A 25411-nucleotide genomic window follows, 5' to 3' on the forward strand; every position below is an offset into this window, starting at 1 on the left:
TTGGGGCATATGGAGGCAAAGGAGCCAGGGCCGGCTACACCTACCTGCACACCGCCATCGACGGCTTCTCCCGCCTGGCCTACACCGAGGCCCTCGATGGATGAGAAGGCCTCCACCACGATCGGCTTCTTCTGCCGCGCTCGGGCCTCCATGGCGTCACCAGGCTCGTGCGGGTCGTCACCGACAACGGGGCGAACTACCGCGCCCAGAGCTTCATCGCGAACATCACGTCCCTGGCCTCACGCCATCAGAGGATCCGCCCCTACACCCCACGGCACAATGGCAAGGTCGAGCGCTACAACCGCATCCTGGCCGAGGAGTGCCTCTACACCCGCACCTACACCTCACAGCAGCAGCGCCACGACGCCGTCGCAGCCCCCACCCGTCGGCCGGCGGCTCAGAAGAGCCGGACTTTGTCCACATGGGACGACTTTGAAACCGCTTTTCGCATGTGGAGCCGGCCCGTAACGCTCTGACCTGTATAGATGCCAATGGCTCTCGACCGGCTCGTCGCCAAAGCCGTCCCATACGGACACGTTCCCGCCGCCTCGCATCGCACCCGCGTGCCTCCGAGCCCCAGGCCGCGTCGTGCACGTCGCAGAGGATGCCGAGTTCCATACTCGTCGCCTATTGGTGTAGGCGTGCCCATGTGCACTTCGCACTGCGGGGTGGGAGAGTGAGTCCCATGCGTACCAACCAGCTAGCCCTGTCCCGCTCCGCCACCGACCGCGATGCCGAGCGGCGCAGCGAGCCAGGGCTACTGGAGCGCCTCGCCGCCGACCCCGAGACCCGGCTCCTGCTGGTCGACGCCCGCGGCCGCGTCGCCCTGACCGGCCCCGCTATCCACCCCGACCTGCCCGACGACGGCCTCACCCCGCCCAGCCTCATCGGCAGCCCCGGCGCCACAGCCTGGGAGGGTCCCGGCACCCGCAGCGGCTGGGGCCTGCCCGATCTGCGCGCCGGCTACCTCGGCGGCTCCGCCCCCACCCGCTCACCGGATCTGACCGTGCTCTACCTGGGCCGCGAGCACGCTGACGACGGCGCACCCGCCGGCCCCAGCTGGATCGCCGTCGTCGTGCCCCCGGCCCTGGAGGTCCCCGACGCCCCCGAGCCGCCCGCCACCGGCTCCGACGCCGAGGGCACCGCCGTCGACCACCCCGACCTGCGCCGTCTGCTGGAGCGCTACCCGCTCTCCGCCCTGCGGGCCATGGGCGCCCAGATGACGGCCCGCGACGCCGGCCTGGCCACCACCGCCACCGCCTTGGCCGCCTGGCACGCCCGCTCCGCCTACTGCCCGGCCTGCGGCGGGCGCACTGAGGTCACCGAGGCCGGCTGGGCCCGCAGGTGCACCGACTGCGCCACCGTCCACTTCCCGCGCACCGACCCGGCCGTCATCATGACGGCGACCGACGAGTCCGACCGTCTCCTCCTCGTGCGCGGCGCCACCTGGGCGCCCCGGCGCTACTCGGTGGTGGCCGGCTTCGTCGAGGCCGGAGAGTCCGTCGAGGCCGCCGTGGCCCGCGAGGTGTGGGAGGAGACCGGGCTGCGCGTGGCCGAGGTCGAGTACGTCGCCTCCCAGCCCTGGCCCTTCCCCCGCTCCCTCATGCTCGGCTGCCGGGCGCGCCTGGCCCCAGGTAAGGACCAGCCCCGCCCCGACGGTCAGGAGGTCGTTGAGGCGCGCCTCGTCTCCCGTGACGAGCTCACCGCGGCCGCCGACGACGGCAGCATCCTCCTTCCCGGCCCCACCTCTATCGCCAGACTCCTCATCGAGGACTGGTACGGCGGTCCCATCGTCAGCTGACTCCAGTGGCTCCAGCCATCCGGCGTCCGCCACCACCGCCTGACTGCCACCCGACGGCCGCCGATTCGTGTCGCCGACCCGTGGCAGGCTGGTCCCGATGAGCCTGACCACCCCCCGCCCCGACCCGATCGGCACGTCGAAGCGCTGGCCCAGCGCCCAGCTGGACGCCGCTGGCCTCCTGGCGGCCCTCGACCCCGACCAGCGCGAGGTCGCCGAGCACCTCGAAGGGCCCCTGTGCGTCCTGGCCGGGGCCGGCACCGGCAAGACCCGGGCCATCACCTACCGCATCGCCCACGGCGTGGCCACCGGCGCCTACCAGGCCACCCAGGTCCTGGCCGTCACCTTCACCGCCCGCGCCGCCGGCGAGATGCGCTCGCGCCTGGCAGACCTCGGCGTCCCCGGGGTCCAGGCCCGCACCTTCCACGCCGCCGCCCTGCGCCAGCTCACCTACTTCTGGCCCACCGCCATCGGTGGACGCCGCCCCGACATCCAGGCCCACAAGGCGCCCCTGGTCGGCGCCGCCGCCCGCCGCCTGGGCCTGCCCACCGACCGGGCCACCGTGCGGGACCTGGCCGCCGAGGTCGAGTGGGCCAAGGTCACCATGACCCTGCCCGAGGACTACGCCCAGGTCGCCGTGGCCGCCGGCCGCACCGGCGTGGCCGGCCAGGAGGCGGCCACGGTCGCCCAGGTCCTGTCCCTCTACGAGGAGGCCAAGAGCGAGCGCGGCGTCATCGACTTCGAGGACGTGCTCCTGCTGACCATCGGCATCCTCCTGGACCGTGAGGACATCGCCGCCCAGGTGCGCGGCCAGTACAAGCACTTCGTCGTCGACGAGTACCAGGACGTCTCCCCGCTCCAGCAGCGCCTGCTGGACCTGTGGCTGGGGCGGCGCCGTCAGCTGTGCGTCGTCGGCGACGTCTCCCAGACCATCTACTCCTTCACCGGGGCCACGCCCGCGTTCCTCACCGGCTTCACCACCCGCTACGAGGGTGCGCGCACCGTGCGCCTGAGTCGCGACTACCGCTCCACCCCGCAGGTGGTCTCCCTGGCCAACCGGGTCCTCTCGCGCTCGCGGCGCGGGGGAGGCGGCCTGCACCTGCCGGCCGGCGCCGTCGAGCTGGTCGCCCAGCGCCCCAGCGGCCCCGCCGTGCGCTTCGAGACCTACGACGACGACGTCGCCGAGGCCGAGGGCGCCGTCGCCCAGGTGCGCCGTCTGCAGGCCGCCGGGGTCCCCCTGAGCGAGATCGCGATCCTGTACCGCACCAACTCCCAGTCCGAGGTCTTCGAGCAGGCCCTCGCCGGAGCCCAGATCGGCTACCTCGTGCGCGGCGGCGAGCGCTTCTTCGAGCGCGAGGAGGTCAAGCGCGCCATGGCCGTCATCCTCGGTGCCGCCCGTACCGAGAAGGCCACCCTGACCGGTGACCTCGGCCTGGATGCTCGTACCGTCCTGGCCCGTGAGGGCTGGAGCGAGGAGCCGCCGGCCCCCCGCGGAGCCGTGCGCGAGCGCTGGGACGCCCTCAACGCCCTGGTGGCCCTGGCTGACGAGATGTCCCAGACCCGCGGCGCCGACCTCGACGCCTTCCACACCGAGCTGCGAGAGCGTGCCGACGCCCAGAACGCCCCCACCGTCGAGGGCGTCACCCTCTCCTCCCTGCATGCCGCCAAGGGGCTGGAGTGGGACGCCGTCATCCTCGCGGGCGCCTGCGAGGGACTGCTGCCCATCTCCCTGGCCGAGGGGCAGGCCGCCATCGAGGAGGAGCGGCGCCTGCTCTACGTGGGCGTCACCCGCGCGCGAGAGCATCTCATCATCTCCTACGCGCGCGCCCGTAACGCCGGAGGCCGGGCAGCCCGCAAGCCCTCCCGCTTCCTGGACGGCCTGTGGCCCACCGCCCAGGGCTCCCGCGATGCCTCCCGGCGTCAGGGACGACTCAGCGCCAAGGAGCGCTCCCGGCAGTCCGCGGCCGATTTCGAGGCCAGTAACGACCCGCGCACCATTGCCCTGTTCGAGGAGCTGCGGGCCTGGCGCTCAGGCGTGGCCAAGGAGCGCTCCAAGCCCGCCTACACGGTCTTCGCCGACGCCACCTTGCGGGACATCGCTGTCGTCAAGCCCACCACCCTGCCCCAGCTCTCCCTCATCCGTGGTGTGGGTGCCACCAAGCTCCAGGAGTACGGCGGGTCGGTCCTCGCCCTCCTGCGCGACTTCGAGAGCGGGAGCTGAACCGCGCGAGCCGGCGTGGCTCCCGGAGCTCCCGACCGCTCACAGCTGCGAGCACAGGCACTCGGGATGACTCTCCCAGGACCGTACCCGCCCCAGGGGCTCCTTGCCGGTGACCTCCACCGAGTGGGTGGTCCACCAGGCGGCAGAGCGTCCGGCAGGCTCCCCGCCAGGTTCCGGGCCGTCTGCGGCGCTGGTGACAGGCAGCGCCTGACCCAGGACCGTGTCGATGACGGCCCGAGCCACGAGCGCCGCCGCCTCGTGCAGTATCAGGTGCTCGACGTCGGGCATCGGCAGGGTGCGCATCTGGGTGGCCAGCGCCGGCCAGCACGGATCGGCGTCCTGCTCCCACAGGTTCAGACAGGTCGAGCACGGACCGCCGGCCCCCAGGAGAGGGCCGACACGCACCCCGGCCTCGCCGACGACGACCGGAAGATGGGCGATGTCCTCCTGGACGAGCCGGCGCGCGAGCAGCGGTTCCACCACGTGAGCATCCACCGTCACCATGACGTCGGGCCGAGTGCGCAACGGTGCCCGCGTCCTCACGGCGGGGAAGCGCGCCGACAGGAGTGGCTCCAGGCCCCCGTCCCCGGGGGAGCGGGTGGACAGGATCGTGCCCACCCCGGCCTCCGCCAGCCACAGGGCGGCCTCCTGCGCCAGGGCACTGATCCCGTGCACTGCCAGGACCGCCTGGCACAGGGCGGCGCTACGGGCCTTGGCGTCGATGCCCAGCCGGTCCCAGTAGACGCCGTCGGCCCCGCCGAGCTCGGTGGTCGCCGAGGAGACCAGCGCCCCCTGGCGCTCCAGCTCCTCGACGAGCTGTCGGGCCCGTTTCACCGGGACCCGACTGCGCCGGGCGGCCCGGTAGATGCCGCCGGCTTCCAGGGAGCGGGCGAGCTCGTCCAGCAGGCGCTGCTCGGCCAGGCTCAGGCCGCTGACGATGGTGCGCTGCGCGGGACTCGTACCGATCTGGCTGACGCCCTGCTGGCGCCACAGGATGGCGCACCCGCCTCGAATACGCATCGTGCCTCCTCAAAGCTCTCCCGGCGCCCGCGCGCAGACGCCCGGAGCCCGTCGTCCTGACGACCGTGTCAGGGCCTCACCCGAGAGTGGCACGGGCGGGTTCAGGTGGCCAGAGGCAGCCGGCGCCCTGTGGATAACTCGACGGCGTCGAGCACTGGTCCTGCCCTGGTCGGTGCGGGGGTCACTGGGCGGAGCAGGTCGCCAGGCCCGAGGTGTTGCCCGATGCGATCGCCTCGGTGGCGGCGACGGCCTCGTGCAGCGTGTTCACGGCGAAGACCTGCATGCCCTTGGGCTCGTGCCCCGTGACCTCGTTGCAGTTACTCGCCGGAGCCAGGAAGAACGTTGAGCCGGATTCACGGGCCCCCGCCATCTTCTGCTGGATGCCCCCGATGGGGCCGACCTGACCAGTCATATCGATCGTCCCGGTCCCGGAGATGTCCTTGCCGCCGGTCAGGGACCCCGGGGTGATCTCGTCAACGACTCCCAGGGCGAACATCATGCCGGCGCTGGGGCCGCCGACGTCGGACAGGCCGAAGGTGGCCTCAACCGGACTGTCCACCGAGATCTTCAGGCTCAGACCCAGCAGCGAGCCGGTCGTCCCCTCCTGCGGGGCGATCGTCGTGAGCGCTGCGCTCGCCTTCTGATCGCCACGGCGCACACCGAGCGTCACCCGCGTTCCCTCGGGGATCGTGGTCATCAGCTCGCGCAGCTGGGAGAAGGAGGCGAGGGTCGTCGTCTGGCCGCCCTGGGGGGTGATGGTTTCCAGGACGTCCCCGGCCTGGATCTCGGTCGAGGTCTGCTGCTCGGTCACCTCGGTGACGGTCAGGTGCATGGCGCCGGCCTTGCCGGTCTCAACGAGCGCGGCGATGACGGCGGAGTCCTGCGAGGCGGTCATCTGGGCCTTGCCGGTCTCCTCGACCTGCTCGGCGCTCTGGTCCTGGGGGCACACCTCATTGCGGTCCACGATCCGCTTGTCCGCCGAGAACCAGGCGGCGATGAGGTCGGCGGTGGTCACCGGGTATCCGGGGCAGCCCGACACCGAGACCGTCGTCATCCGCAGGACGCCCTCAGTCGGATAGGTCTCGGTTCCCGAGACCTTCAGGACATCCTGGTCGGATGATGAGCCGTTGTCCAGCACGTTCCAGGTCGGGCCGGGGGCCTCGATGACCGCGTTGACCGGCACCAGGAAGACGGCGGCGATGAGGGCGACAACCAGGATGAACGACCCTGCGACCACGGCCCGCCGCAGTCTGCGCCGACGACGGGGCTCCCCGGAGGGCGCCGTGTCCGGATCGTCCTCCCGTCCGGCCTGGCCGAGCTGATCCTCCTGGCTCGCCGAGGACGGCTGAAGGCGGGTGGAACCGACGGGATCCGCCGTGTCGGCGGCGGCGTGCTGGTCTGGGTGCGTCACGCGCTCATCATGCGACATCTTCCTGGGGAAGACGGACAGATATCGATACGAACTTGGCACGAAGTCGACACAATGACGACACGGCATCGACCGAGAGGAACCCGACGGCGGTTGGCACGCCGTCGGCGAACGGAACATGGCCCCGACACAGGAATGGGTGCGACCATAAGGCCGTTAGAGACTGTGCCCAGACGGTCCAGACGGCCCAGACGATGTCCCAGGACAACCCGGCGAGAGGAAATCCCGTGAGCGAGGACGCCTTCGACGAGCTCGAGAAGATGCTCGCATCACTGTTCGGCGAGCAGATGGCCTCCGACGCCGTCGGAGCCCTGCGCTCATCCGGAGTGGATCCCAGCGCCATCGCCCAGATGCCGGGCGTGGGGGACATCTCCGAGCTCAGCCCCGCTCAGCTGCTGGCCATGCGCGCCCAGTTCCAGCAGATGTTCTCCGCCTCCACCTCCGAGCCGGTCAACTGGCAGATGGGCCAGGATCTGGCTCTTCGGCAGGCTCGCGGCGACGGCGACCCCACGGTGACCGCCGCGGTCGCCGACTCCACGCGCCAGGCCCTCCAGGTGGCCGACCTGTGGCTCGACACGGCCACCGAGCTCATGCCCGCTCCCGGGCAGCGGGAGGCCTGGAGCCGCAGCACCTGGGTCGAGCGCACCCTGCCGGTGTGGAAGGACGTGTGCGCCCCCGTGGCCGAGGCCGTCACCGCCGCCCTGGCCCGCACCCTGGAGAACCAGATCCGCGATATGCCGGCCGAGATGGAGCAGGCCGCCCAGCAGATGGGGGCGCTCGGATCCATCATGCGCACCATGGCCGGTACGGCCTTCGGGCTCCAGCTCGGCCAGGCCATCGGCGAGCTCGCCAAGGAGACGCTGGGAGCCACGGACACCGGCCTGCCCCTGACCCGCGAGCCGGGCACCGCGCTGGTTCCCGCCAACGTGGCCGCCTTTGCCGAGGGACTGGAGGTCGACGAGGACGAGGCCCGTATGTTCCTGGCCGTGCGCGAGGCCGCCACCGCCCGTCTCTACGCCCATGTGCCGTGGCTGCGCGGACAGGTTCTCCAGGCAGTGGCGGCCTACGCCCGTGAGATCCGCATCGACACCGAGACCCTTGAGTCGGCCGTGGCCCAGGTGGACCCCAATGACCCTGACGCCCTGCGCGAGGCCCTTGAGAGTGGGCTGTTCGCGCCCCAGGAGACCTCGGCCCAGCGTGAGGCCCTTGAAGACCTGGAGACGCTGCTGGCCCTGGTCGAGGGCTGGGTCGAGGTGGTCACCGCCCGTGCGGCTGCACCCCACCTGCCCCACCTCATGGCGCTGGCGGAGATGATGCGCCGGCGCCGCGCCCAGGGCGGAGCCGCCGAGCAGGTCTTCGCCCGCCTCATCGGGCTGACCTTCCGGCCCCGCCGTGCCCGCGAGGCCGCCGAGCTGTGGTCGCACCTGGGAGCCCAGGCCGGTGACGCCGAGCGCGACGCCTTCTGGAACCACCCCGACGTCATGCCCACGGCGTCCGAGCTCGCCAACCCCAGGGACTTCCTCACCATGCGGCGCATGGCCCAGGACATCGACGCCGAGATCGACGCCGACCTGGCCTCCCTCCTGGACGGCACCCTCGGATACGCCGAGGGCGCCAAGGAGGCGGACGAGAACAGCCCCGAAGGGCTCGGGGACCGGACCACCCCCGCCTCCAGTGGTGAGGCCTCGCAGGAGTCCGACCAGTCAGCTGATCCCGCTTCTGACGGCGCCGACGGCGACCAGTCCGACGAGCCCGACGACCAGGAGTCGACCGGCACGGACAAGGCCTGAGGCAGGCGGGGCGCGCGGCGACGTCGACCGGTGCCGGCCGACGTCGGCCGCTCGCCCGATGGCGACCGGCTACAGGAAGGTCGCAGCCAGCGCCTCGGTCAGCCCGGGAACCAGCTGCTCGCCCTGGTAGATCGAGGCATCGTCGTCGTGGGTGCGGGAGCGCAGCGCGCACCAGGACTCCCCGCTGCGCAGGACCCCCACCACCATGCGGATGTCCTCGCGGTCGGGGCGGGCCTGGAGGAAGGTGAGGCGCTCAGCGGCGTCAGTGATGGCCTCGGCCTCGTCCTGGGCGGCCGGCGGCAGGACCAGCCGCTCGACGCTGATCGCGGCGCCGTGGACCGACTCGGGCCAGGCGAGCTGGGCCAGCAGGTGCTCCAGGTCCGCGGCGGCCGGCAGCCCCTCCTGCTCCACGACCATGAGCAGCTCGGGGTCGGTGCGGGACTCCTCCACGGTGGCCGCGTCCAGAAGCTCGGCGATATCCGGATCTGCCGCCAGCGCCTCATCGGTCCGCACCAGGGCGAAGACGCGTACCGGCTGGTCCCAGCCGAAGGCCGCCACGTGGGCCTCGGTCTCGGTCACCGCGCGCGCCAGGGCCCGGCTTCGAGAAGACGGGGACGGCTGCGTGCTCGAGGAGGTGACATCGTCATGCATATCGTCGCTCACCCCGTCATCGTCTCACCGGTGTCGGCGCTGGTTCCAATGACACGGCGTTGCGCGTGCGGCCTCGGCGTCGTGGCTGTCCAGAACGGGTTTCTCATCCCGGAGAAGGTTATGGTCGTGTCGGTGAGGTGTGGGACGATGGGCCGAGCGGCCCTTCCGGCCGATGACGCCGCGCTCAGCCGTGCGCGAGGCAGCGCCACCACGTACGTCAGACAGGGAGCAGGATCGTGAGCAGCACGCCCGATGACGAGTCCCGGGACTCATCCTCCGACGAGTCCTCGAGCAAGTCCGCCGACTCGTCCAGGCGGAAGAAACCGGAGAACGGAGCCGGACTCTTCGGTCTGGGACGCATGGGCGCCGGCGGGATCCGCCCTCCCCGCCCGCCGCGCAGCAAGACAGCACGCCGTCGCCCCGGCCCTTTGGCGCTGACCATCTCGATCGTCGCCGCGATCGCCGTCGTCATCGCCGTCCTGTCGCAGGTGTGGACCGAGGTCCTCTGGTTCAGCCAGATTGGCTACGCCCGCGTGCTGTGGACGCAGTGGATCGCCCTGATCGTCCTGTTCCTGGTGGGCTTCGCCATCATGTTTGGGGCCGTCTTCGTCTCGATGACGAGGGCGTACCGGGCCAGGGAGATCGGGATGCCCGACGACGAGGCCACCCGCAACCTCGAGGCCTACCGCACCGTGATCGAGCCCCTACGGCGTCGCCTGACCTGGGTGGTGCCCGCAGTTCTCGCTCTGTTCGGATCGGCCTGGGAGCTGGCCCCCAACTGGCGCGAGGTGCTCCTGGCCTTCAACGCGCAGTCCTTCGGCGTCAAGGACCCCCAGTTCGGGATCGACATCTCCTTCTACGTCTTCATCCTTCCCGCCGTGCTGACGCTCGTGTCCTTCCTGGCCGGCGTCGTGCTGTTCTCCGGGGTGGCCTCCGTCGTCGTCCACTACCTCTACGGCGGCATCTCGGTGGTGCGCAAGCCCCACTTCACCAAGGCGGCGCGGATCCACCTGGCGGTCTTCCTGGCGCTGTACGCCGTCATCCGGGCAGCGGGGTACTGGCTGGGCCGCTACAGCGCCCTGTACGCCTCCAACTCCAAGTTCGACGGCGCCAACTACACCGACGTCAACGCGGTCATCCCCGCCAACGCGATCCTGGCGGCGATCGGGCTGGCCGTGGCGGTCCTGTTCATCGCCTCGGTGCGCTCGAGCTCCTGGCGCCTGCCGATCATCGGTGTGGCCGTCATGATCGTCTCCTCGCTGGTGGTGGGAACCGCCTACCCGCTGGTCATCCAGAAGTTCGTCGTCGATCCCAACGCCCAGCGTCAGGAGGCCGAGTACATCCAGCGCAACATCAACGCCACCAAGGCCGCCTACGGCCTGGAGAACGTGGAGACCACCAACTACGACGCCACGACGGAGGCAGCGGCCGGCCAGCTGGAGAAGGACGCGGAGTCCACCGCCTCGATCCGTCTGCTCGACCCGGGGCTGGTCTCACCGACCTTCCAGCAGCTCCAGCAGAACAAGCAGTACTACTCCTTCGCCAACCGTCTCAACGTCGACCGCTACAAGGTGGGCTCCAGCAGCCGGGACACGGTCATCGCGGTGCGCGAGCTGAACCTGTCCGGCCTCGGCCAGGGACAGCGGACCTGGGTCAACGAGCACACGGTGTACACCCATGGCTACGGCGTCGTGAACGCCTACGGCAACACCGTGGCCTCCGGCGGCTACCCCTCCTTCTGGGAGGGCGGCATCCCGTCCAAGGGGGACCTGGGCAAGTACGAGCCCCGGATCTACTTCGGCCAGTCCTCGCCGTCCTACTCCATCGTGGGCGGTAAGGACAACGGCTCGCCGCGCGAGCTGGACTACCCCGATGACGAGTCCAAGACCGGTCAGGTCAACACCACCTTCTCCGGCAATGGTGGACCGAGCGTGTCCAATCCGTTCAACCGGCTCCTCTACGCCGCCAAGTTCCAGGAGCCCAACATCCTCTTCTCCCAGGAGGTACGTGAAGGCTCCCAGATCCTCTACGACCGTGACCCGGCTAAACGGGTCTCCAAGGTGGCTCCGTGGCTGACCCTGGACAACAGCCCCTACCCGGCCGTCGTCGACCATGACGACAACCCGGCCACGCCCAAGCGGGTCATGTGGATCCTCGACGGTTACACCACGACGAACAACTACCCCTACTCCCAGCACGAGTCGTTGGCTCAGGCGACGGCGACCGCCGACAGCCAGGGCGGGCTGCTCGGGGCGCCGGAGGAGTCCAACTACGTGCGCAACTCCGTCAAGGCCGTCGTTGACGCCTACGACGGGTCGGTCAAGCTCTACCAGTGGGATGACAAGGACCCGATCCTCAAGGCCTGGGAGAAGGTCTTCCCCGGGTCGGTCACTCCCATGAGCCAGATGAGTGCCGACCTCATCGCGCACATGCGCTATCCGGAGGACCTGTTCAACGTCCAGCGCACCATGATGGCGAGCTATCACGTCGACGACGCCGCGGAGTTCTACTCCGGGGGCGACTTCTGGAAGATCCCGGATGATCCGACCACGCCCGGCCAGGACCAGCAGGCCCCCTACTACCTGACCCTCAAGATGCCGGGGCAGGAGCAGGCGAGCTTCTCCCTGTCCAGTGCCTACATCATTGGTGGTAACACCAACCGCAACGTTCTCACCGGCTTCCTCGCGGTGGACTCCGAGACGTCCCCTGGTACGGGGAAGAAGGGCCAGCGCAGTGCGAGCTACGGCAAGCTGAGACTCCTGGAGCTGCCACGATCCTCGAATGTCTCCGGCCCCGGTCAGGTGCAGAACATCTTCGACTCCAACCCGGCGGCCTCCACGACCCTGAACCTGCTCTCCCAGCAAGGATCCCAGGTCATCAAGGGCAACCTGCTGACCTTGCCGGTGGGAGGCGGCCTGCTCTACGTCCAGCCCGTCTACGTGCAGTCGTCGTCCGGTACTCAGTACCCGCTGCTGCGCAAGGTGCTGGTCTCCTTCGGTGACAAGGTCGGTTTCGCCGACACCCTCTCGGGGGCGCTCGACCAGGTCTTCGGCGGCAACTCCGGGGCGACGACGGGGGAGCAGGCCGTCAACGGTGATGCCGGAGCGGCCAACGACACCAACGAGTCCACTGACGGCAAGGATCCGACGGCGGGCGGTGGGGCCACGGCCTCGCCGGCGCCGAGCGCCGAGCCCACGGCCTCTGCGAGCGCGTCGGCCACCCCGTCCGCTGAGCCGTCGGCAGCAGGATCCTCGGACCCGAAGGCCGAGCTCAACCAGGCTCTGTCGGACGCCCAGACCGCGATGACCGACTCGGACAACGCCAGGAGCAAGGGCGACTGGGCGGCGTACGGCGATGCGCAGAAGCGCCTCAACGATGCCGTCAACCGGGCCATCGCCGCGCAGCAGAAGCTGGGCTGAGCCCACTCAGAGCGCAGCATGAGGGCGTGCCCTGCGACCCGCCTCACCGGGCGGTGAGCAAGGGCACGCCCTCGCTGTTTGCCTCGAGGGCGGGGTGGCCCCTAAGGTTGGTCTCACCGACGCGGGGTGGAGCAGTTCGGTAGCTCGCCGGGCTCATAACCCGGAGGTCGCAGGTTCGAATCCTGTCCCCGCTACCACTCCAGAGGTGCCCGGTCCTTCCAAGGACCGGGCACCTCTGTATCTGTCTGCACGGAGGATTGTCCAGTTGCCTGCGCGCTTGGGTGAGATCTGTGCGAGACTCAAGCATGGCAAAGAAGCACCCCACCATGGACCGCTCCCTGTACGAGGCCGAGCTGCTGAGGCTGCAGGCGGAGCTGGTCGAGATGCAGGAGTGGGTCAGGGCCACCGGCGCCCGCGTCGTCGTCATCTTCGAAGGTCGTGACGCGGCCGGCAAGGGTGGGGCGATCAAACGGATCACCGAGTACCTCAACCCGCGTATCGCACGCGTGGTCGCACTTCCCGTACCCACCGAGCGCGAGCGCACCCAGTGGTACTTCCAACGCTACATCGCGCACCTGCCCGCCGCCGGCGAGATCTGCCTGTTCGACCGCTCCTGGTACAACCGCGGCGGCGTCGAGCACGTCATGGGCTACTGCACCCCGGAGGAGCACCGGCGCTTCCTCCAGCAGTGCCCGGTCTTCGAGAGGATGCTCGTCGACGACGGCATCCTGCTGCGCAAGTACTGGTTCTCCGTGCCCCAGAAGGAGCAGTACAAACGGTTCAAGTCGAGGATGACCGACCCCATGCGGCGCTGGAAGCTCTCACCCACGGACCTGGAGGCTCTGCCCCGCTGGGAGGACTACTCGCGCGCCAAGGACGAGATGTTCGTCCACACCGACATCGACTCCGCGCGCTGGCACGTCGTGGAGTCGGCGGACAAGCGCAAGGCTCGTATCAACATGATCCACCACCTGCTGGAGTCCATTCCCTACGAGCACGTGGAGCGTCCCGAGATGACGTTCCCGAAGAAGTCCTCCTTGCCGTCGTCGGGCTACCGCCGCACGGACCGCTCCCTCCAGAGCGAGGTGCCCGACTACGCGGCCACCCTCAGCGAGTCCGATGCGCCCGAGCGCTACGTGGACCTCGAGGACCAGGGGATCGGCTAGGGCTGTCGCCTCAGACGCTCCAGCTCCTGGAAGACCTGGCCGACCGGCTCACGGATGATGAGGTCGGCGCGGGAGTCGTACGGCGTGGGAGTCGCGTTCATGAGGACCAGGCGCTCACCGGCGTAGTAGTCGATGAGGCCCGCCGCCGGGTAGACGACCAGGCTCGTTCCGGCCACGATCAGCAGGTCCGCCTCCGAGATGGCCCGCACGGCGCCCTCGATGACGTCGTTGTCCAGCATCTCCCCGTAGAACACGATGTCCGGCCGCAGCACCGAGGCGCAGGCAGGGCAGCGGGGAACCGCGCCGGAGCGGGCGCCGTCGACGTCGTCCAGGGTGAAGCGCTCACCGCAGCCGGTGCAGGTCAGACGCGACCAGTTGCCGTGCAGCTCGAGGACCCGCTCGGAACCGGCTCGCTGGTGGAGGCCGTCGATGTTCTGCGTGACCACGGCAGACAGCTTCCCGGCCCTCTCCAGATCGGCCATGAACCTGTGGGCCGCGTTGGGGGCCACGCCGTCGCGGGCGTTCTCCTGGGCGAACCACTCCCAGTAGGCCTGCGGGTGCACGGTGAAGAAGTCGATGGACAGGACCTGCTCCAGGGGGATCTCTCGCTCCTGGTGGTAGAAGCCCTTGGCGCCCCGGAAGTCAGGGATCCCCGACTCCGTGGAGACCCCGGCGCCGCCGAAGAAGACGATGCGCTGCGACTGCGCGATCCACTGACTGAGCAGGCCCCATTGGCCGTCCTGGTGGTCCATGCACCCCAGCCTAACGGTGGGGACTGATCCTGCAGGGGCAGAGCTGGAACCTGTCGCGGCGCCATATGAGGCACATGCTCAGGACGCACGCGACAGTCGACAGTGTCCCGGTGACATAGCGCTCGAAGTCGCTGGTGGTGATGAAGAGGTTGAACACCGAGGCGATGAACAGCCACAGGGTCGAGACGTACACAATGCTACGTGCGGTGCGCTCACGCAGGGGACGGCGCAGCAGGCCGCCGTACCTGAGGTATGCCAGGGCGCAACCGAACCAGGCCAGGAAGAGTGCCAGGTTGACCGGCCTGAGTAGGAGCGGGGAGACGGTATAGGCACCGCCCAGGACGAACCGGCCTAAGGGAAGTCCGAGGGCCAGCAGAAGCTGCAGCACGCCGTTGACGAAGAACAAGACGGCGCACACGGCCGCGAGCACGGGTGACCTCATGAGAGCGACTGTATCGGTCCGCATCCCGACAACGTGAGGAACCGAGGGGTAGATGGCTCAGCGTTGGGCCAGGTGTCAGTGGATTGGCCGGTAGTTGGTGCGATCGGCCTCGGTCACGTCCCGAATCACCCGAGCCGGGTTACCCGCAGCGATGACACCGGAGGGAATGCTGCGGGTAACAACGCTGCCTCCTCCGACGACACTACCCGAGCCAATGGTCACGCCGGGGAGGACCGTGACGTTGCCACCGATCCAGACGTCGTCGCCGATCGTGATCGGACGAGCTCGGCAGGCGCCGTCGGCGCGCTCACGAGGATCCAGCGCGTGGTTGGAGGTGTACAGGCCGACCTTGGGACCCAGAAGCACATTGTCTCCGATGGTGATCGGGGCGCCGTCGAGCATGACGCAGTCGAAGTTCGCAAAGAAATGGGAGCCGAGGTGGATATTGCGTCCGAACTCGCACCGGAACGTCGGCTCGAGGCTCACCTCGCGGCCCATCGATCCCACGATCCGACGCAACAGGGCCTCGCGTTCCTCAGCGGGCCGACCGTAGGAGCGGTTGTACGCATCGGTGGCCCGGACGGTCTCGATCCGCGCTGTGACGAGCTCTGGCGTCAGGTCGTCGTACATCGCGCCAGTCGCCATATGAGCGAATTGCTCCGTTAGGTTCATGCTGACCGGTCCTAATCTCCTGCTGTGTCGGTTCATCGTCTTAGAGAGCCTAGATCCGATGCCGTCTCGCGGGTGATGGTCTGGGATCAGGGTAGGAAATCGAGCGGCTATCACCGCCCTAATCCCCGGATATCCGGGAAATTGGCCTCAGCCTCCTGACAGGACGCCAAGCACAACGGCAAGGGCCCAGATCAGCGGCGGAACGGTTGGGATGATGCTCCGCCGGATCTGGGCTCTTTGCGCATTCGTCGAGAGGAGGCGGCTCAGATACCGAAGCCGACCCGGCGGGGCTCGGCCTCACCGAGCTCGATGTACGCCAGGGAGCCGGCCGGCACGAAGACCTTGCGGCCCTTGTCGTCGCTGAGGGTGACGGCCTTGGTCTCGGCGTCGGCCACGGCGGCCAGCACCTTCTCCTGGGAGTCGGAGGTCTCCAGTGAGAGCTCGCGGCTGGCGTGCTTGATTCCGATCGTGACCTGCATGGGACTCCTTCGCATCGTCTGTGTGCCGTATTGAGCGGCGTGCCGCCCATCGGGGGGAGAGGCGGCGTGAACCTGCCCTGATCCTAGAGGCGCCCGGGCGCGCCAGAGGTCCGATTACCCCCGGCACCGCGCCGTTTCGCGCCACGCGGACAGGCGACCCGCCGGTTTCTCGGCGCTGAGGGGGCGGTTGTCGGTGACGATCCTTTAACGGTGCGCGTTCCTGTCGGTGACCCGTGGTGAGATGGTCCCATGCTCCAGGACCCCGTCCGTCTCCTTCCGCCCCCCGAGGCGCCCGAGCTCCCCGCCGCTGACGCCGATGGGCAGCGGGTCCTGGATCGCGTGGCTGATGGGTCCAACGTCGTCGTCCTGGGGGCTCCCGGGACCGGTAAGACGTCTCTGGCCCTGAGGCTGCTGGCCGAGGCGGTCGCAGGCGGCCGGGACGCCGTTCTGCTCGCACCCACCCGCACGCGTGCGGACTGGCTGCGGGGGCGAGCCGCCCACCTGCTGCGCGAGGGCCATGGCGATGGCGTCGTACGGGTCCGCACCCCGGCCGCCCTGGCCCTGACGATCCTGACCACCTCTCTGACCAGGCGGCCCGACCCGTTGCCTCCCCCGGTTCTTCTGGCCGGTGCGGAGGAGGACTCCGTCCTGGCCTCGATGATCAGCGCCATCAGCTGGCCGGGGCTCCCGGTCGAGGCGACCGGCTCGAGGGCCTTCCGTTCCGAGCTGCGCAACCTCCTGGCACGTGCTGGGGAGCTCGGCGTCACCGCCGATGAGCTGGCCGAGCTGGGGCGCCGGCTCAACGTCCCCATCTGGGGGCCGGCCGCCCAGCTTCTGCGCACGTGGGACGCGCAGGGCCGGACCAGTGCCGAGCGCAGGGCGCAGACCCGCAAGATGGACACCGCCCGTCTCCAGGACCGAGCCGTGGAAGCCCTGGGATCCTGGAACTCCGACGCCGTCACCGTCCCCCGACCCGTCCCCGATCTCATCATCGTCGACGACTACCAGGACTGCACGGCCGCCACCGCCAGGCTCCTGACGGCCTTGGCCGCCCCGGACCCCGACGGGCACCGGGCGCAGATCGCGGTACTGGGAGACCCCGATGTCGCGGTCGAGACCTTCCGCGGCGGCACGCCCAGCCTGCTCGTCGCCGCCGAGGACCACACGGGCCTCGGAGCCAGCCGCCTGCGGCTGACTACCCGCTACCGGGGCGAACCGGCGATCGCGGCGGTGGTCGCCGACCAGAGCGCCCGGGTCCCGGTGACCGGCACGGCGGCCCACCGGCAGGCGTACTTGGTCCCCCGTACCTCGGCCTCGCGCGGCTCCGGGGCGCCTGACGCGGACCGGGTGACGGCGCCGACCGGTGTCGAGGCGATCCTGGCCTCCTCCGCCTGGCAGGAACGTGCACACGTCGCCCGGGCTCTCAGGCTCGAGCACGTCCATCACGGCACTGCCTGGTCGCAGATGGCGGTCATCGTCCGCAGCGCCGCCGACGCCGAGTCACTCGCCAGGGACCTGCGTCGGCGGGGCGTTCCCCTGGCCTCCCGCACGCCCGCGGTGCTGCTGCGCGCAGAACCGGCGGCCGCCGCGCTCCTGGACATCGTGCGCGCCGCCATCCGCGACCAGCTCGGTGGGTGCGGCGAACCGCCTCAGCGTGAGGCCGCCATCAACCTCCTCACCAGCCCCCTGGTGGGGCTGACCACCATGGACCTGCGCCGGCTGCGCCGCAGGCTGCGCCAGGACCCGGAGGCCGCGGTCGCGAGTGTCAGCGGGGCCGAGCCCAGTGAGCCCGGCGTCTCCACCGAGGCCACCACCAGGACCGCTTCTCGAACCGGTGCCGATGCCGCCCTCCTGTCCCTGCTGGCCGATACCGATCAGGCCTCCGCCTTCGCCCGGTCCCTGGACGGGGAGCCGCTGGGCGCCCAGGCGGATCGGCTCCTCACCGCCGCCCGGATCATTGAGGCACTGCGCGCTGCCGTCGGGGGACTGCCTGCCGATGCCCCTCGCGATGTCGAGGCCCTGCTCTGGGCCGCCTGGCACGCCTCCGACCGGGCCGAGGCCTGGCGGGCCGTCGCCCTGCAGCCCTCCGGAAGCTCCGTGCGCTCGCTCCTGTCCGAGGCCGCCGAGCACGACCTCGACGTCGTCACGACCCTCTTCAAGCGCGCTGAGGTCTGGGCCGAGCGTCATCCGGGCCAGGACGCGTCCACCTTCCTGAGCGAGCTCGACGCCGAGGTCCTGCCCTCGGACTCCGTCGCCCCCCAGGGCCGGCGCCCGGAGGGCGTCGCCGTGATGACCCCGGCTCGTTGCGCCGGCCAGGAGTGGGAGCTCGTCGTGGTCACCGGGCTGGAGCGGGACCGCTGGCCGGACCTGCGCCTGAGGGACTCCCTGACCCGCACCGGCCTCCTCGTCGACGCGGTCACCGACCGTTTGGCGGCAGGTGTCACCGCGTCGGGGGACGGGGCCGGCGGCAGCGGCGCCGTCGCCGCCGCGCGGGCACAGGTGCGCGCCGACGAGCGCCGCATGCTCATCATGGCCCTCTCCCGCGCCACCAGACGCCTTCTGCTGACCGCCGCCGCTGACGCCGAGCACGCCCCCTCACCCTTTCTGACGGAGATCGCCCAGAGCGCCGGGATCGCCCTGACCGATGCCGACGGCGCCCCCCTCCTCAGCCCCGACACCGGAGACCTCACCCTGCGCGGCCTGGTGGGGGAGCTGCGCCGCGCGGCTGTCGCCGGGAACCTGGAGACGGCCACCGCCGATGAGCGCCGGCGCGGCCAGGTCGCCGTCGAGCTGCTGGCCGATCTCGCTCGCCGGGACGTTCCCGGCGCCGACCCCGTCACCTGGATCGGTGCGGCAGGCCCCACCTCTACCAGCCCTCTCGTCGCCGAGGGGGAGCGGATACGAGTCAGCCCCTCCGACGTTGAGGGCCTGGCCGCCTGCCCCCTCAAGTGGTTCCTGAGCCGCAACGGCGGCTCGGTCCCCGCCAGCGACGCCCAGGCCCTGGGCAGTCTCATCCACGAGATCGCCGAGCGGGCGGAGAAGGAGCACCTGCGCGGCCCTGCCCTGAAGGCGGCCTTCGAGGAACGTCTGGGCGGCCTCGGCTATCCCGACACCTGGCTGGGAGGCCTGGCCTCCGACCGCGCCCGCGCCATGATCGAGCGCCTCGACGCCTACCTGAGTGACTGCGACGCCCTGGGTATTCGCGCCGACGTCGAGCAGCCCGTTCGCGCCGACGTCGACATCCCCGTGCGGCTCCTCAGCCCCGAGCTTCGAGACCGGGCCGGGGCCCGGATCCGTGCAGCTGGACTCGACGCCGTCCCCGTCACGATCTCCGGACGCATCGACCGGCTCGAGCACCTGGGCGGCTACGAGCAACAGGATGAGGACCACCCAGACGGGAACAACGGTGTGCGCGTCATGGATCTCAAGACCGGGCAGCGCGTCCCCAAGGACGTCCAGCGCCACCCCCAGCTGGCCGCCTACCGGCTCGCCCTGGCGTCACAAGGTCACCATGTCCTGGGCGGAGCCCTCGTGCTCCTGGGTAAGGAGCCCTCCAAGCGATCCGGTGACGGCTACGTCCTGGCCCCGCCGGGCGCCGCGCTCGACCCCAGTCCCGCAGCCCTCGAACCGGCGGACAGGTCCGGGGACGAGCCCAGAGACGGGGACGCGAGCGCAGCGGCCGAGGTCTCCGAGGACTACTGGGCCGAGGACCTCGTGGCCGGCGCGGCCATAGCCGGTTCAGGACCCCTGCTCCAGGCCCGCACCGGCGAGCACTGCCGCACCTGCATGGTCAAGGACTCCTGCCCCGTCCAGGTCGAGGGAAGGAGAGTCGTCTCATGACCCCCACCAGAGCTCGCGAGCTCACCCCGCAGACCCTGGCGGAGGCGCTAGGTATCCACACCCCCACCGAGGAGCAGTCGCGCGTCATCGCTCACCGACTCAGCCCGCTCCTGGTCGTCGCCGGAGCCGGCTCGGGCAAGACCGCCACCATGGCCCAGCGGGTCGTCTACCTGGTCGCCACCGGGCAGGTCCGCCCCGACCAGGTCCTCGGACTGACCTTCACCCGAAAGGCCACTGCCGAGCTGGACCAGCGCGTCGCCTCCCGCCTGGTCAGCCTCGGCGCCGCCGGCCTGCTCCCGGTCACCGCGCCGGAGACTGACGGGACTGGCGCCGATACTGCCGATGCCACCGATGTCGGTGAGCCGATGATCGCCACCTACAACTCCTTCGCCGGCACCCTGGTGCGCGACCACGGCCTGCGCATCGGCATCGACCCCGACTCCGCCCTCATCACCCAGGCCCGCTCGTGGCAGATCGTCACCTCCCTGCTCGAGGCCCGCACCCTCCCGCTTCCCAACGAGAGCCTCATCCACAACACGAGTGCCGTCCTGGTCCTGGTCGATGCCCTGAGCCAGAACCTGCTGACCATTGACGAGGCCGCCAAGGACCTGGCCGACCTGAGCGAGCAGTTCACCGCCCTGGCCGCCATCAAGGGCTGCAAGACCCTGGTCGGCAAGGCGCCGGCCGTCATGACCGAGTGGGAGGCCCTGCTCGACGTCGTCGCCGAGCTGCACGACTACAAGCGCAGCCACGGCCTCCTCGACTTCGGGGACCAGATCGCCCTGGCCTGCACCATCGCCGAGTCCGTTCCCGAGGCGGCCGCCCAGGTGAGGGCGCAGTACCCCGCCGTCCTGCTCGACGAGTTCCAGGACACCTCGGTCGCCCAGGTCCGCTTCCTGTCCGCACTCTTCGCCGACTCCGGGGTGACTGCCGTCGGCGACCCCCACCAGGCCATCTACGGATGGCGCGGGGCGAGCGCCGGAGCCCTGGACACCTTCCACCAGCGCTTCAACCCCAGTGGCACCGCCCGCCTCGCCTCCGGGATACCACCGGCCGACGCCGCCCCCGTCCTGGAGCTGTCGACCTCCTGGCGCAACGACTCCGCCATCCTCGACGTCGCCAACGCCGTCTCCGAGCCGCTGCGCTCCGGCGTCGTGCAGGACGGGGACCCGGTGGGGGAGCACATCGCCGTCGCCCCCCTGCGGGCCCGGCCCGTCGCCTTCGGGCTGAAGCCCGGGACTGTGCACGGGGCCTTCCTCCAGGACCCCGCCGAGGAGGCCCGTACCGTCGCCGCCTTCCTCGCCGAGCGCTGGTCTCCCGACGCCGAGATGGCCGTTCTGTGCCGGACCCGGGCGCAGATGGAACCCATCGCCGCCGAGCTGGAGAGGACCGGTCTGCCCTACACGATCGTCGGCCTGGGAGGAATGCTCTACGTCCCCGAGGTCGCCGACGTCCGCGCCCTGCTGACTGCCGCCACGGACCCAGAGCGCGGGGACCGGGTGGTCAGGCTCCTGACCGGCTTCGGCATCGGCGCCAGCGATCTGCACGCCCTGGCGGGCCTGGCCCGTGATCTCCTCCGACCACCTGCACGGAGCACGCAGAGCACCCGGGACGGCGCGGACGGCAGCGGCGACCAGGTCGACTCACCGTTGCTCAGCGAGGCCCTGGACGCCCTGCTGCGATGGCACGACGACGGGGCGGAGGGGGCCACGGCCGCTGCTTCCCAGGGCCTGACCCCGGCGGGGCTGGCGGTCGCGCTGCGCACCGCCCGAGCGATCAGGCGCGTCCGGGAGGCCCTGGCCCTGCCTCTTCCCGACCTCGTCGCGCTGGCCGAGCAGGCCCTCGGTCTCGACATCGAGATCGCCGCCAGGGTCGACGACCCGATGGGCCACCGCGCCCTCGACTCCTTCCAGGCGACGGCCCTCGGCTACGCCACGGACACCGACACCCCGACGCCTACCGGTTTCCTGGAGTGGCTCGACGCCGCCGAGGAGCATGAGGACGCCATGAGCGCCCCCGAGGTCGACCCCACGCCCGGGGCGGTCCAGCTCCTGACCGTCCACGCTGCCAAGGGACTGGAGTGGGACGCCGTCGCCGTGCCCGGCATGGACGAGCAGGTCTTCCCCTCCTACACCAGCAGCGTCAAGGAGGACCTGCGCGTGGTGGAGACCGGCTGGATGGGGAGCACCTCGATCTTCCCCTTCCCTCTGCGGGCCGACGCCGACGACCTTCCCCCCTTCACCGTCGGCGACCTCAGCCCGGCCGTTACGGACAAGCCCCTCCTGACCGAGACGATGACCGCCTACAAGGAGGCCCTGGGACGCCAGAGCCTGCGCGAGGAGCGCCGCCTGGCCTACGTCGCCTTCACCCGGGCCCGCCACGATCTCCTCCTGACCGGCTCCCACCTGTCCAAGACCGCCTCCAAGCCCCGCCGGCCCTCACGCTTCCTCACCGAGCTCCGCCGGCGCGACCTCCTGGTCCCCTACGCAGACGGATGGGTCGACTTCGATGAGTCCCGACCCAACCCCCTGACCGCCCTGACCCAGGTGGGCACCTGGCCCCTGGACGCCGGACAGACGGAGACACCGGGCGCTCAGGCGCTGGGAAACGGGCAATCGCACGACGACGGGGGAGCGGATACGGACCGGGCTGCCGCGCTGCGCCGAGCCCGGCAGGCGGCCGCCGCCCAGGTCGCCGCCGCCATGAGCGAGGCGAGCCCCACCGAGCTGCTCACAGAGCCGACTCCCGTCAGGGCTGCGTCCACGAGCCCCGGCCATGAACCGGAGGCGAGTGATGACACACTGCGACGCTGGCGGCTGGAGACAGACCTTCTCCTGGCCGAGCGCGCCCGAGCGACGTCGGCCACCCCCACTGTCCGCCTGCCCGAGCACCTGGCCGCCACCCGCCTGGACGACCTGCGCGCCGACCGTCGGCGATTCGCCCTCGACCTGCGTCGGCCGCTTCCGCCCGAGCCCCGCGCCGCGGGCCGGCTCGGAACCGTCTTCCACGACGCCGTCGCCCAGCTCCTGAGCGCTCGCGGCACCCTGTTCGGGCTGGGGGAGGCCGGCGTTCCCGACAACCTCGACCCTCAGGACCGGCAACGTGTTGAGCGCTGGCTGGGGACGGTTGAGAACCTGGCGCTCCTGGACGACTACGTTCTTGTCGACACCGAGATCGACCGGGAGATCACCATCGGTGCCACCACCCTGCGCTGCCGCATGGACGCCGTCTTCCGCCGCCTGGACGGGTCCGGATGGCTCATCGTCGACTGGAAGACCGGACGCCGCCAGGTCCCGGTGGACCAGCTCAGCGTCTACGTCCACGCCTGGGCGGCTTCCCAGGGGGTCTCCGCTGGCTCGGTGCGTGCCGCCTACGTGTATGTCGACTACCCCGGGGGACGTGTCGCCGAGCTCGCCGCGGCCGGTCTGCTCAGCCTCGACCGGATCGAGTCGGCCCTGACACCGGGGCTCCCATCCGACGAGATGACGCCTCTTCCCCCGCCTGAGCATCCGGGCTAACGTCACCTTCAGGACTGCCTGGGGCTCGCCGTCTCGTTCAGACGCGGAGCCACTCACGGTCCGCGCACTCGCGCTTCGCGTCCGACGTTGCAAGGAGACCCCGCATGCTGGTGACCTGGTCGATCGTCGCCTTCCTCATCAGCTCCTTGTGCTGGATCCTCGGTGACGCGCTCATCGTCGGTTTTCATCGGCCCGACCGGAGCGAGCACGGCGATTTCATCGATCTCATGGGAGACGACGCCTACGCCTTCTACCCGCGCATCAACGAGCCCCGCCTGCGATGGGGCGCGTTGGTAGCCAACTACTCCGTCCCGCTCATGCTCGCCGGCCTCTACGCGCACTGGGTGCTGCTGCGCGGATCGCCGGTCGGGACGGTGGGAGTGCTGCTGCTCGGCATCGGGTTCAGCCTCTCACCCCTGGCCCACGCCTCCTTCTACCCACTCGCGCTGGCCTCGGAGCGCGCGCACGCGGCCTACCGGACCTACGTGTCGGCCAAGACGATGAGTCAGGGAGACCAGGACGGCGAAGCGCCCGATCCTGCCGCCCTGGCGCATGCCCGCAGGCTCTACCGCTTCCTCATGCAGGCCTGGATCCCCGCCATCGGGCTGACGGCGCTGGGGTGGGTCCTTGTCTGCATCGCTCTGGGCTCCGGGGCCACCGCCTTCCCCCGATGGTCACTGATCCTGACCCCGCCGGTGCAGGCCCTGCCGTGGTACGCCCTGACCCGTCTGCCCTACCCCGGCAAACCGCTGCTGGACGGGGCACTGTTCAACATCGTCAACCTGGTGTGGGCCGGCGCCTTCCTGGTACTCATGAGCCGCAACCCTCTGACCTGACCCCGATCGAGGCGGGAGGCGGGGTCAGTCGTCCTCATCGTCGACGCGAACCATCGCCACCGGGTTGGTGACCGCGTCGGGCTCCGCGGGCTCACGCTCCCCGGGCACCGGCGCCAGCCGGGGCGTGGCCGGCTCCACCAGCGGGGCGTCACCCACCTGGGCGGCCAGGTCCTCCAGCATTGCCACCGCGTCGTTGATGACCGGCTTGTCCCCGGTTCGCACCCCGTGCAGCAGCCAGCGCGCCAGGCTGAGCTCACTGACCAGCTCGGCCCGCTCGCGCAGGTGCCGGTCGACGCCCTCGGTGCGCGCGATGTCGTAGGCGTCCTCGATGGAGTCCAGGCAGTCCACCGGCGCCGAGGAGTACACCCAGGCCAGGTCCTCGGCCGGGTCACCCACGTGCGCCTGAGTCCAGCCGCGTACGGCCACCACCGTGCCGCCGGCCACCAGCACGTTCTCCTCGGCGAGGTCGCCGTGGACCACGGTGGGGCGGAAGCGCCACAGGGCAGTGTCCTCCAGCGCCTGCTCCCAGCGCCCCAGCAGCTCCGGTGGAGTCCTGCCCGTCGCGGCGGCGTCGTCCAGCAGGCTCAGCCAGCGCCGGCGTACCTCCTCGGCGTCGTAGACCGGCATCCCCGCCTCAGAGATCACCGACATCTCCAGCTCATGGATCTCGCCGAGGGCCTTGCCCAGTCCTGCGGACATCCCCGGCCCCGGGCGGAGCGCCTCGATCGGGATCGGCTTGCCCTCCACGTGCGAGCGGACCTGGATGTGGGCGCCCTGCTGGCGCAGGGAGCCGGCAGCCCGGGGCACGTTGAAGGAGAGCCGCCCGTCATCGACGACCCTGCCGATGCGGCGCAGCACCTCGGCCTCGGCCTCCAGAGAGGCGCCGACGGCGTCGGTGCGCGCCTCATGAACCTCCCAGTGGCGGCCCTGGGTGTCGATGACGCCGATGATGTGCCGTTCGGGGGTCTCGGACTGCGGTAGCGCCAGGCGGGCCGGGTTGAGACCGGCGACGGCGACGCTCGCCATGGCGGCCAGTGAGAGTGCGGAGTGATGAGGACGAGGAGTCTCGGCGGGCTGGGCCTGTGGGGCCGGCGTGCTGCTCTGCGGCGGCTCGGCCGAGGCCCCCGGCAGCGGGGCCACGACCACGGGCGCACGATAGTCCTCGTCGTGCTCGTCGGATCGCTGATCGGAGTGCTCAGCCTGTTGCTGGTTGCAGTCCTCATCGCCGGCCGTCGGAGCCTCAGCGTGCTCGACGTCGGAGGCCGCCTCATCGGTGAGTCTGTCGACGCGGCCGTTGACATCGGTGCTGCCGGGGGCGTCCGGGGACTGCGGAGGCTGTGACATGGTCCAACCGTAGGCGACAGGTCCTATGTCTTGC

General features: G+C 70.5%; 16 protein-coding genes, 1 tRNA gene and 1 pseudogene. 10 read left to right on the forward strand and 8 right to left on the reverse strand.

Going from position 1 to position 25411, the window contains the following annotated elements; translation table 11 throughout:
• Positions 1-17: 17 nt before the first annotated feature.
• The 3 genes and pseudogenes from BKH33_RS00240 to BKH33_RS00250 form a co-directional block, all read left to right on the forward strand.
• Positions 18-476 (forward strand): annotated as a pseudogene (locus tag BKH33_RS00240) (DDE-type integrase/transposase/recombinase); the annotation flags it as partial.
• Positions 477-685: 209 nt separating this feature from the next.
• Positions 686-1801: an NAD(+) diphosphatase gene (gene nudC / locus BKH33_RS00245; RefSeq protein WP_004564642.1), complete on the forward strand. Its 1116-nt coding sequence runs from the start codon at positions 686-688 to the stop codon at positions 1799-1801.
• 97 nt (positions 1802-1898) lie between these two features.
• Positions 1899-4019 carry an ATP-dependent helicase gene (locus BKH33_RS00250; protein WP_076142420.1) on the forward strand — a complete coding sequence of 707 codons (2121 nt, stop codon included), beginning with the start codon at positions 1899-1901 and terminating at the stop codon, positions 4017-4019.
• A 39-nt stretch (positions 4020-4058) separates the two neighbouring features.
• Here the strand turns inward: BKH33_RS00250 and BKH33_RS00255 are convergent, their stop codons facing one another.
• Positions 4059-5039 carry a hypothetical protein gene (locus BKH33_RS00255; protein WP_004564630.1) on the reverse strand — a complete coding sequence of 327 codons (981 nt, stop codon included), beginning with the start codon at positions 5037-5039 and terminating at the stop codon, positions 4059-4061.
• 181 nt (positions 5040-5220) lie between these two features.
• On the reverse strand, positions 5221-6468 hold the full coding sequence (locus tag BKH33_RS00260) for a YlbL family protein (protein WP_100219048.1): 1248 nt from the start codon (positions 6466-6468) through the stop codon (positions 5221-5223).
• A 227-nt stretch (positions 6469-6695) separates the two neighbouring features.
• Here BKH33_RS00260 and BKH33_RS00265 point away from each other — a divergent pair, with 227 nt between their 5' ends.
• Positions 6696-8258, forward strand: coding sequence for a zinc-dependent metalloprotease (locus tag BKH33_RS00265; RefSeq protein WP_004564624.1), 1563 nt, complete (start codon positions 6696-6698; stop codon positions 8256-8258).
• Positions 8259-8327: 69 nt separating this feature from the next.
• Here the strand turns inward: BKH33_RS00265 and BKH33_RS00270 are convergent, their stop codons facing one another.
• A complete protein-coding gene (locus BKH33_RS00270) occupies positions 8328-8909 on the reverse strand; it encodes a PPA1309 family protein (protein WP_004564621.1) in 582 nt (193 codons plus the stop codon).
• A gap of 236 nt (positions 8910-9145) precedes the next feature.
• Here BKH33_RS00270 and BKH33_RS00280 point away from each other — a divergent pair, with 236 nt between their 5' ends.
• The 3 genes from BKH33_RS00280 to ppk2 all read left to right on the forward strand — a co-directional run bounded on the left by BKH33_RS00280 (position 9146) and on the right by ppk2 (position 13494).
• Positions 9146-12328 (forward strand): UPF0182 family membrane protein, encoded by a 3183-nt coding sequence (locus BKH33_RS00280; protein WP_076071685.1) that lies wholly within the window; start codon positions 9146-9148, stop codon positions 12326-12328.
• Between the two features lie 120 nt (positions 12329-12448).
• A tRNA-Met gene (locus BKH33_RS00285) sits at positions 12449-12525 on the forward strand.
• Between the two features lie 129 nt (positions 12526-12654).
• Positions 12655-13494: a polyphosphate kinase 2 gene (gene ppk2, locus BKH33_RS00290; RefSeq protein WP_004564643.1), complete on the forward strand. Its 840-nt coding sequence runs from the start codon at positions 12655-12657 to the stop codon at positions 13492-13494.
• Here the strand turns inward: ppk2 and BKH33_RS00295 are convergent.
• The 4 genes from BKH33_RS00295 to BKH33_RS00310 form a co-directional block, all read right to left on the reverse strand.
• On the reverse strand, positions 13491-14246 hold the full coding sequence (locus tag BKH33_RS00295) for an NAD-dependent protein deacylase (protein ID WP_003784065.1): 756 nt from the start codon (positions 14244-14246) through the stop codon (positions 13491-13493). The genes ppk2 and BKH33_RS00295 overlap by 4 nt on opposite strands.
• Positions 14247-14256: 10 nt before the next feature.
• The gene (locus tag BKH33_RS00300) at positions 14257-14688 is read right to left on the reverse strand and encodes a hypothetical protein (RefSeq protein ID WP_043539555.1); all 432 of its coding nucleotides are present in this window, start codon (positions 14686-14688) and stop codon (positions 14257-14259) included.
• Between the two features lie 75 nt (positions 14689-14763).
• On the reverse strand, positions 14764-15333 hold the full coding sequence (locus BKH33_RS00305; RefSeq protein ID WP_232621500.1) for a sugar O-acetyltransferase: 570 nt from the start codon (positions 15331-15333) through the stop codon (positions 14764-14766).
• Between the two features lie 290 nt (positions 15334-15623).
• Entirely contained in the window at positions 15624-15839 is a 216-nt protein-coding gene (locus BKH33_RS00310) for a DUF3107 domain-containing protein (RefSeq protein ID WP_003784071.1), read from the reverse strand.
• Positions 15840-16088: 249 nt separating this feature from the next.
• Between BKH33_RS00310 and BKH33_RS00315 the strand changes: the two genes are divergently transcribed.
• From BKH33_RS00315 to BKH33_RS00325, 3 genes are all read left to right on the forward strand, one after another.
• Positions 16089-19679, forward strand: a complete 3591-nt coding sequence (locus BKH33_RS00315; protein WP_076142422.1) for a UrvD/REP family ATP-dependent DNA helicase — start codon at positions 16089-16091, stop codon at positions 19677-19679.
• Complete coding sequence (locus tag BKH33_RS00320) at positions 19676-23197, forward strand: ATP-dependent DNA helicase (protein ID WP_004564632.1); 3522 nt, start codon at positions 19676-19678, stop codon at positions 23195-23197. Before BKH33_RS00315 ends, BKH33_RS00320 begins: the two co-directional genes overlap by 4 nt.
• 104 nt (positions 23198-23301) lie before the next feature.
• Positions 23302-24033 (forward strand): hypothetical protein, encoded by a 732-nt coding sequence (locus BKH33_RS00325; protein WP_004564629.1) that lies wholly within the window; start codon positions 23302-23304, stop codon positions 24031-24033.
• A gap of 24 nt (positions 24034-24057) precedes the next feature.
• Here BKH33_RS00325 and BKH33_RS00330 read toward each other — a convergent pair whose 3' ends face one another.
• Entirely contained in the window at positions 24058-25377 is a 1320-nt protein-coding gene (locus tag BKH33_RS00330) for a phosphotransferase (protein ID WP_003784057.1), read from the reverse strand.
• Positions 25378-25411: the final 34 nt, after the last annotated feature.

The organism is Actinomyces naeslundii, assembly GCF_001956585.1.
Taxonomy (GTDB): Bacteria; Actinomycetota; Actinomycetes; order Actinomycetales; family Actinomycetaceae; genus Actinomyces; species Actinomyces naeslundii.

Excerpts from the sequence above, each read along its gene's own strand:
- nudC (WP_004564642.1), top strand. The coding sequence starts at position 686 with ATGCGTACCAACCAGCTAGCCCTGTCCCGCTCCGCCACCGACCGCGAT.
- BKH33_RS00320 (WP_004564632.1), top strand. The coding sequence starts at position 19,676 with ATGACCCCCACCAGAGCTCGCGAGCTCACCCCGCAGACCCTGGCGGAG.
- BKH33_RS00250 (WP_076142420.1), top strand. The coding sequence starts at position 1,899 with ATGAGCCTGACCACCCCCCGCCCCGACCCGATCGGCACGTCGAAGCGC.
- BKH33_RS00270 (WP_004564621.1), bottom strand. The coding sequence starts at position 8,909 with ATGCATGACGATGTCACCTCCTCGAGCACGCAGCCGTCCCCGTCTTCT.
- BKH33_RS00310 (WP_003784071.1), bottom strand. The coding sequence starts at position 15,839 with ATGCAGGTCACGATCGGAATCAAGCACGCCAGCCGCGAGCTCTCACTG.
- BKH33_RS00305 (WP_232621500.1), bottom strand. The coding sequence starts at position 15,333 with ATGGCGACTGGCGCGATGTACGACGACCTGACGCCAGAGCTCGTCACA.
- ppk2 (WP_004564643.1), top strand. The coding sequence starts at position 12,655 with ATGGACCGCTCCCTGTACGAGGCCGAGCTGCTGAGGCTGCAGGCGGAG.
- BKH33_RS00315 (WP_076142422.1), top strand. The coding sequence starts at position 16,089 with ATGCTCCAGGACCCCGTCCGTCTCCTTCCGCCCCCCGAGGCGCCCGAG.
- BKH33_RS00300 (WP_043539555.1), bottom strand. The coding sequence starts at position 14,688 with ATGAGGTCACCCGTGCTCGCGGCCGTGTGCGCCGTCTTGTTCTTCGTC.
- BKH33_RS00325 (WP_004564629.1), top strand. The coding sequence starts at position 23,302 with ATGCTGGTGACCTGGTCGATCGTCGCCTTCCTCATCAGCTCCTTGTGC.
- BKH33_RS00260 (WP_100219048.1), bottom strand. The coding sequence starts at position 6,468 with ATGTCGCATGATGAGCGCGTGACGCACCCAGACCAGCACGCCGCCGCC.
- BKH33_RS00295 (WP_003784065.1), bottom strand. The coding sequence starts at position 14,246 with ATGGACCACCAGGACGGCCAATGGGGCCTGCTCAGTCAGTGGATCGCG.
- BKH33_RS00330 (WP_003784057.1), bottom strand. The coding sequence starts at position 25,377 with ATGTCACAGCCTCCGCAGTCCCCGGACGCCCCCGGCAGCACCGATGTC.
- BKH33_RS00255 (WP_004564630.1), bottom strand. The coding sequence starts at position 5,039 with ATGCGTATTCGAGGCGGGTGCGCCATCCTGTGGCGCCAGCAGGGCGTC.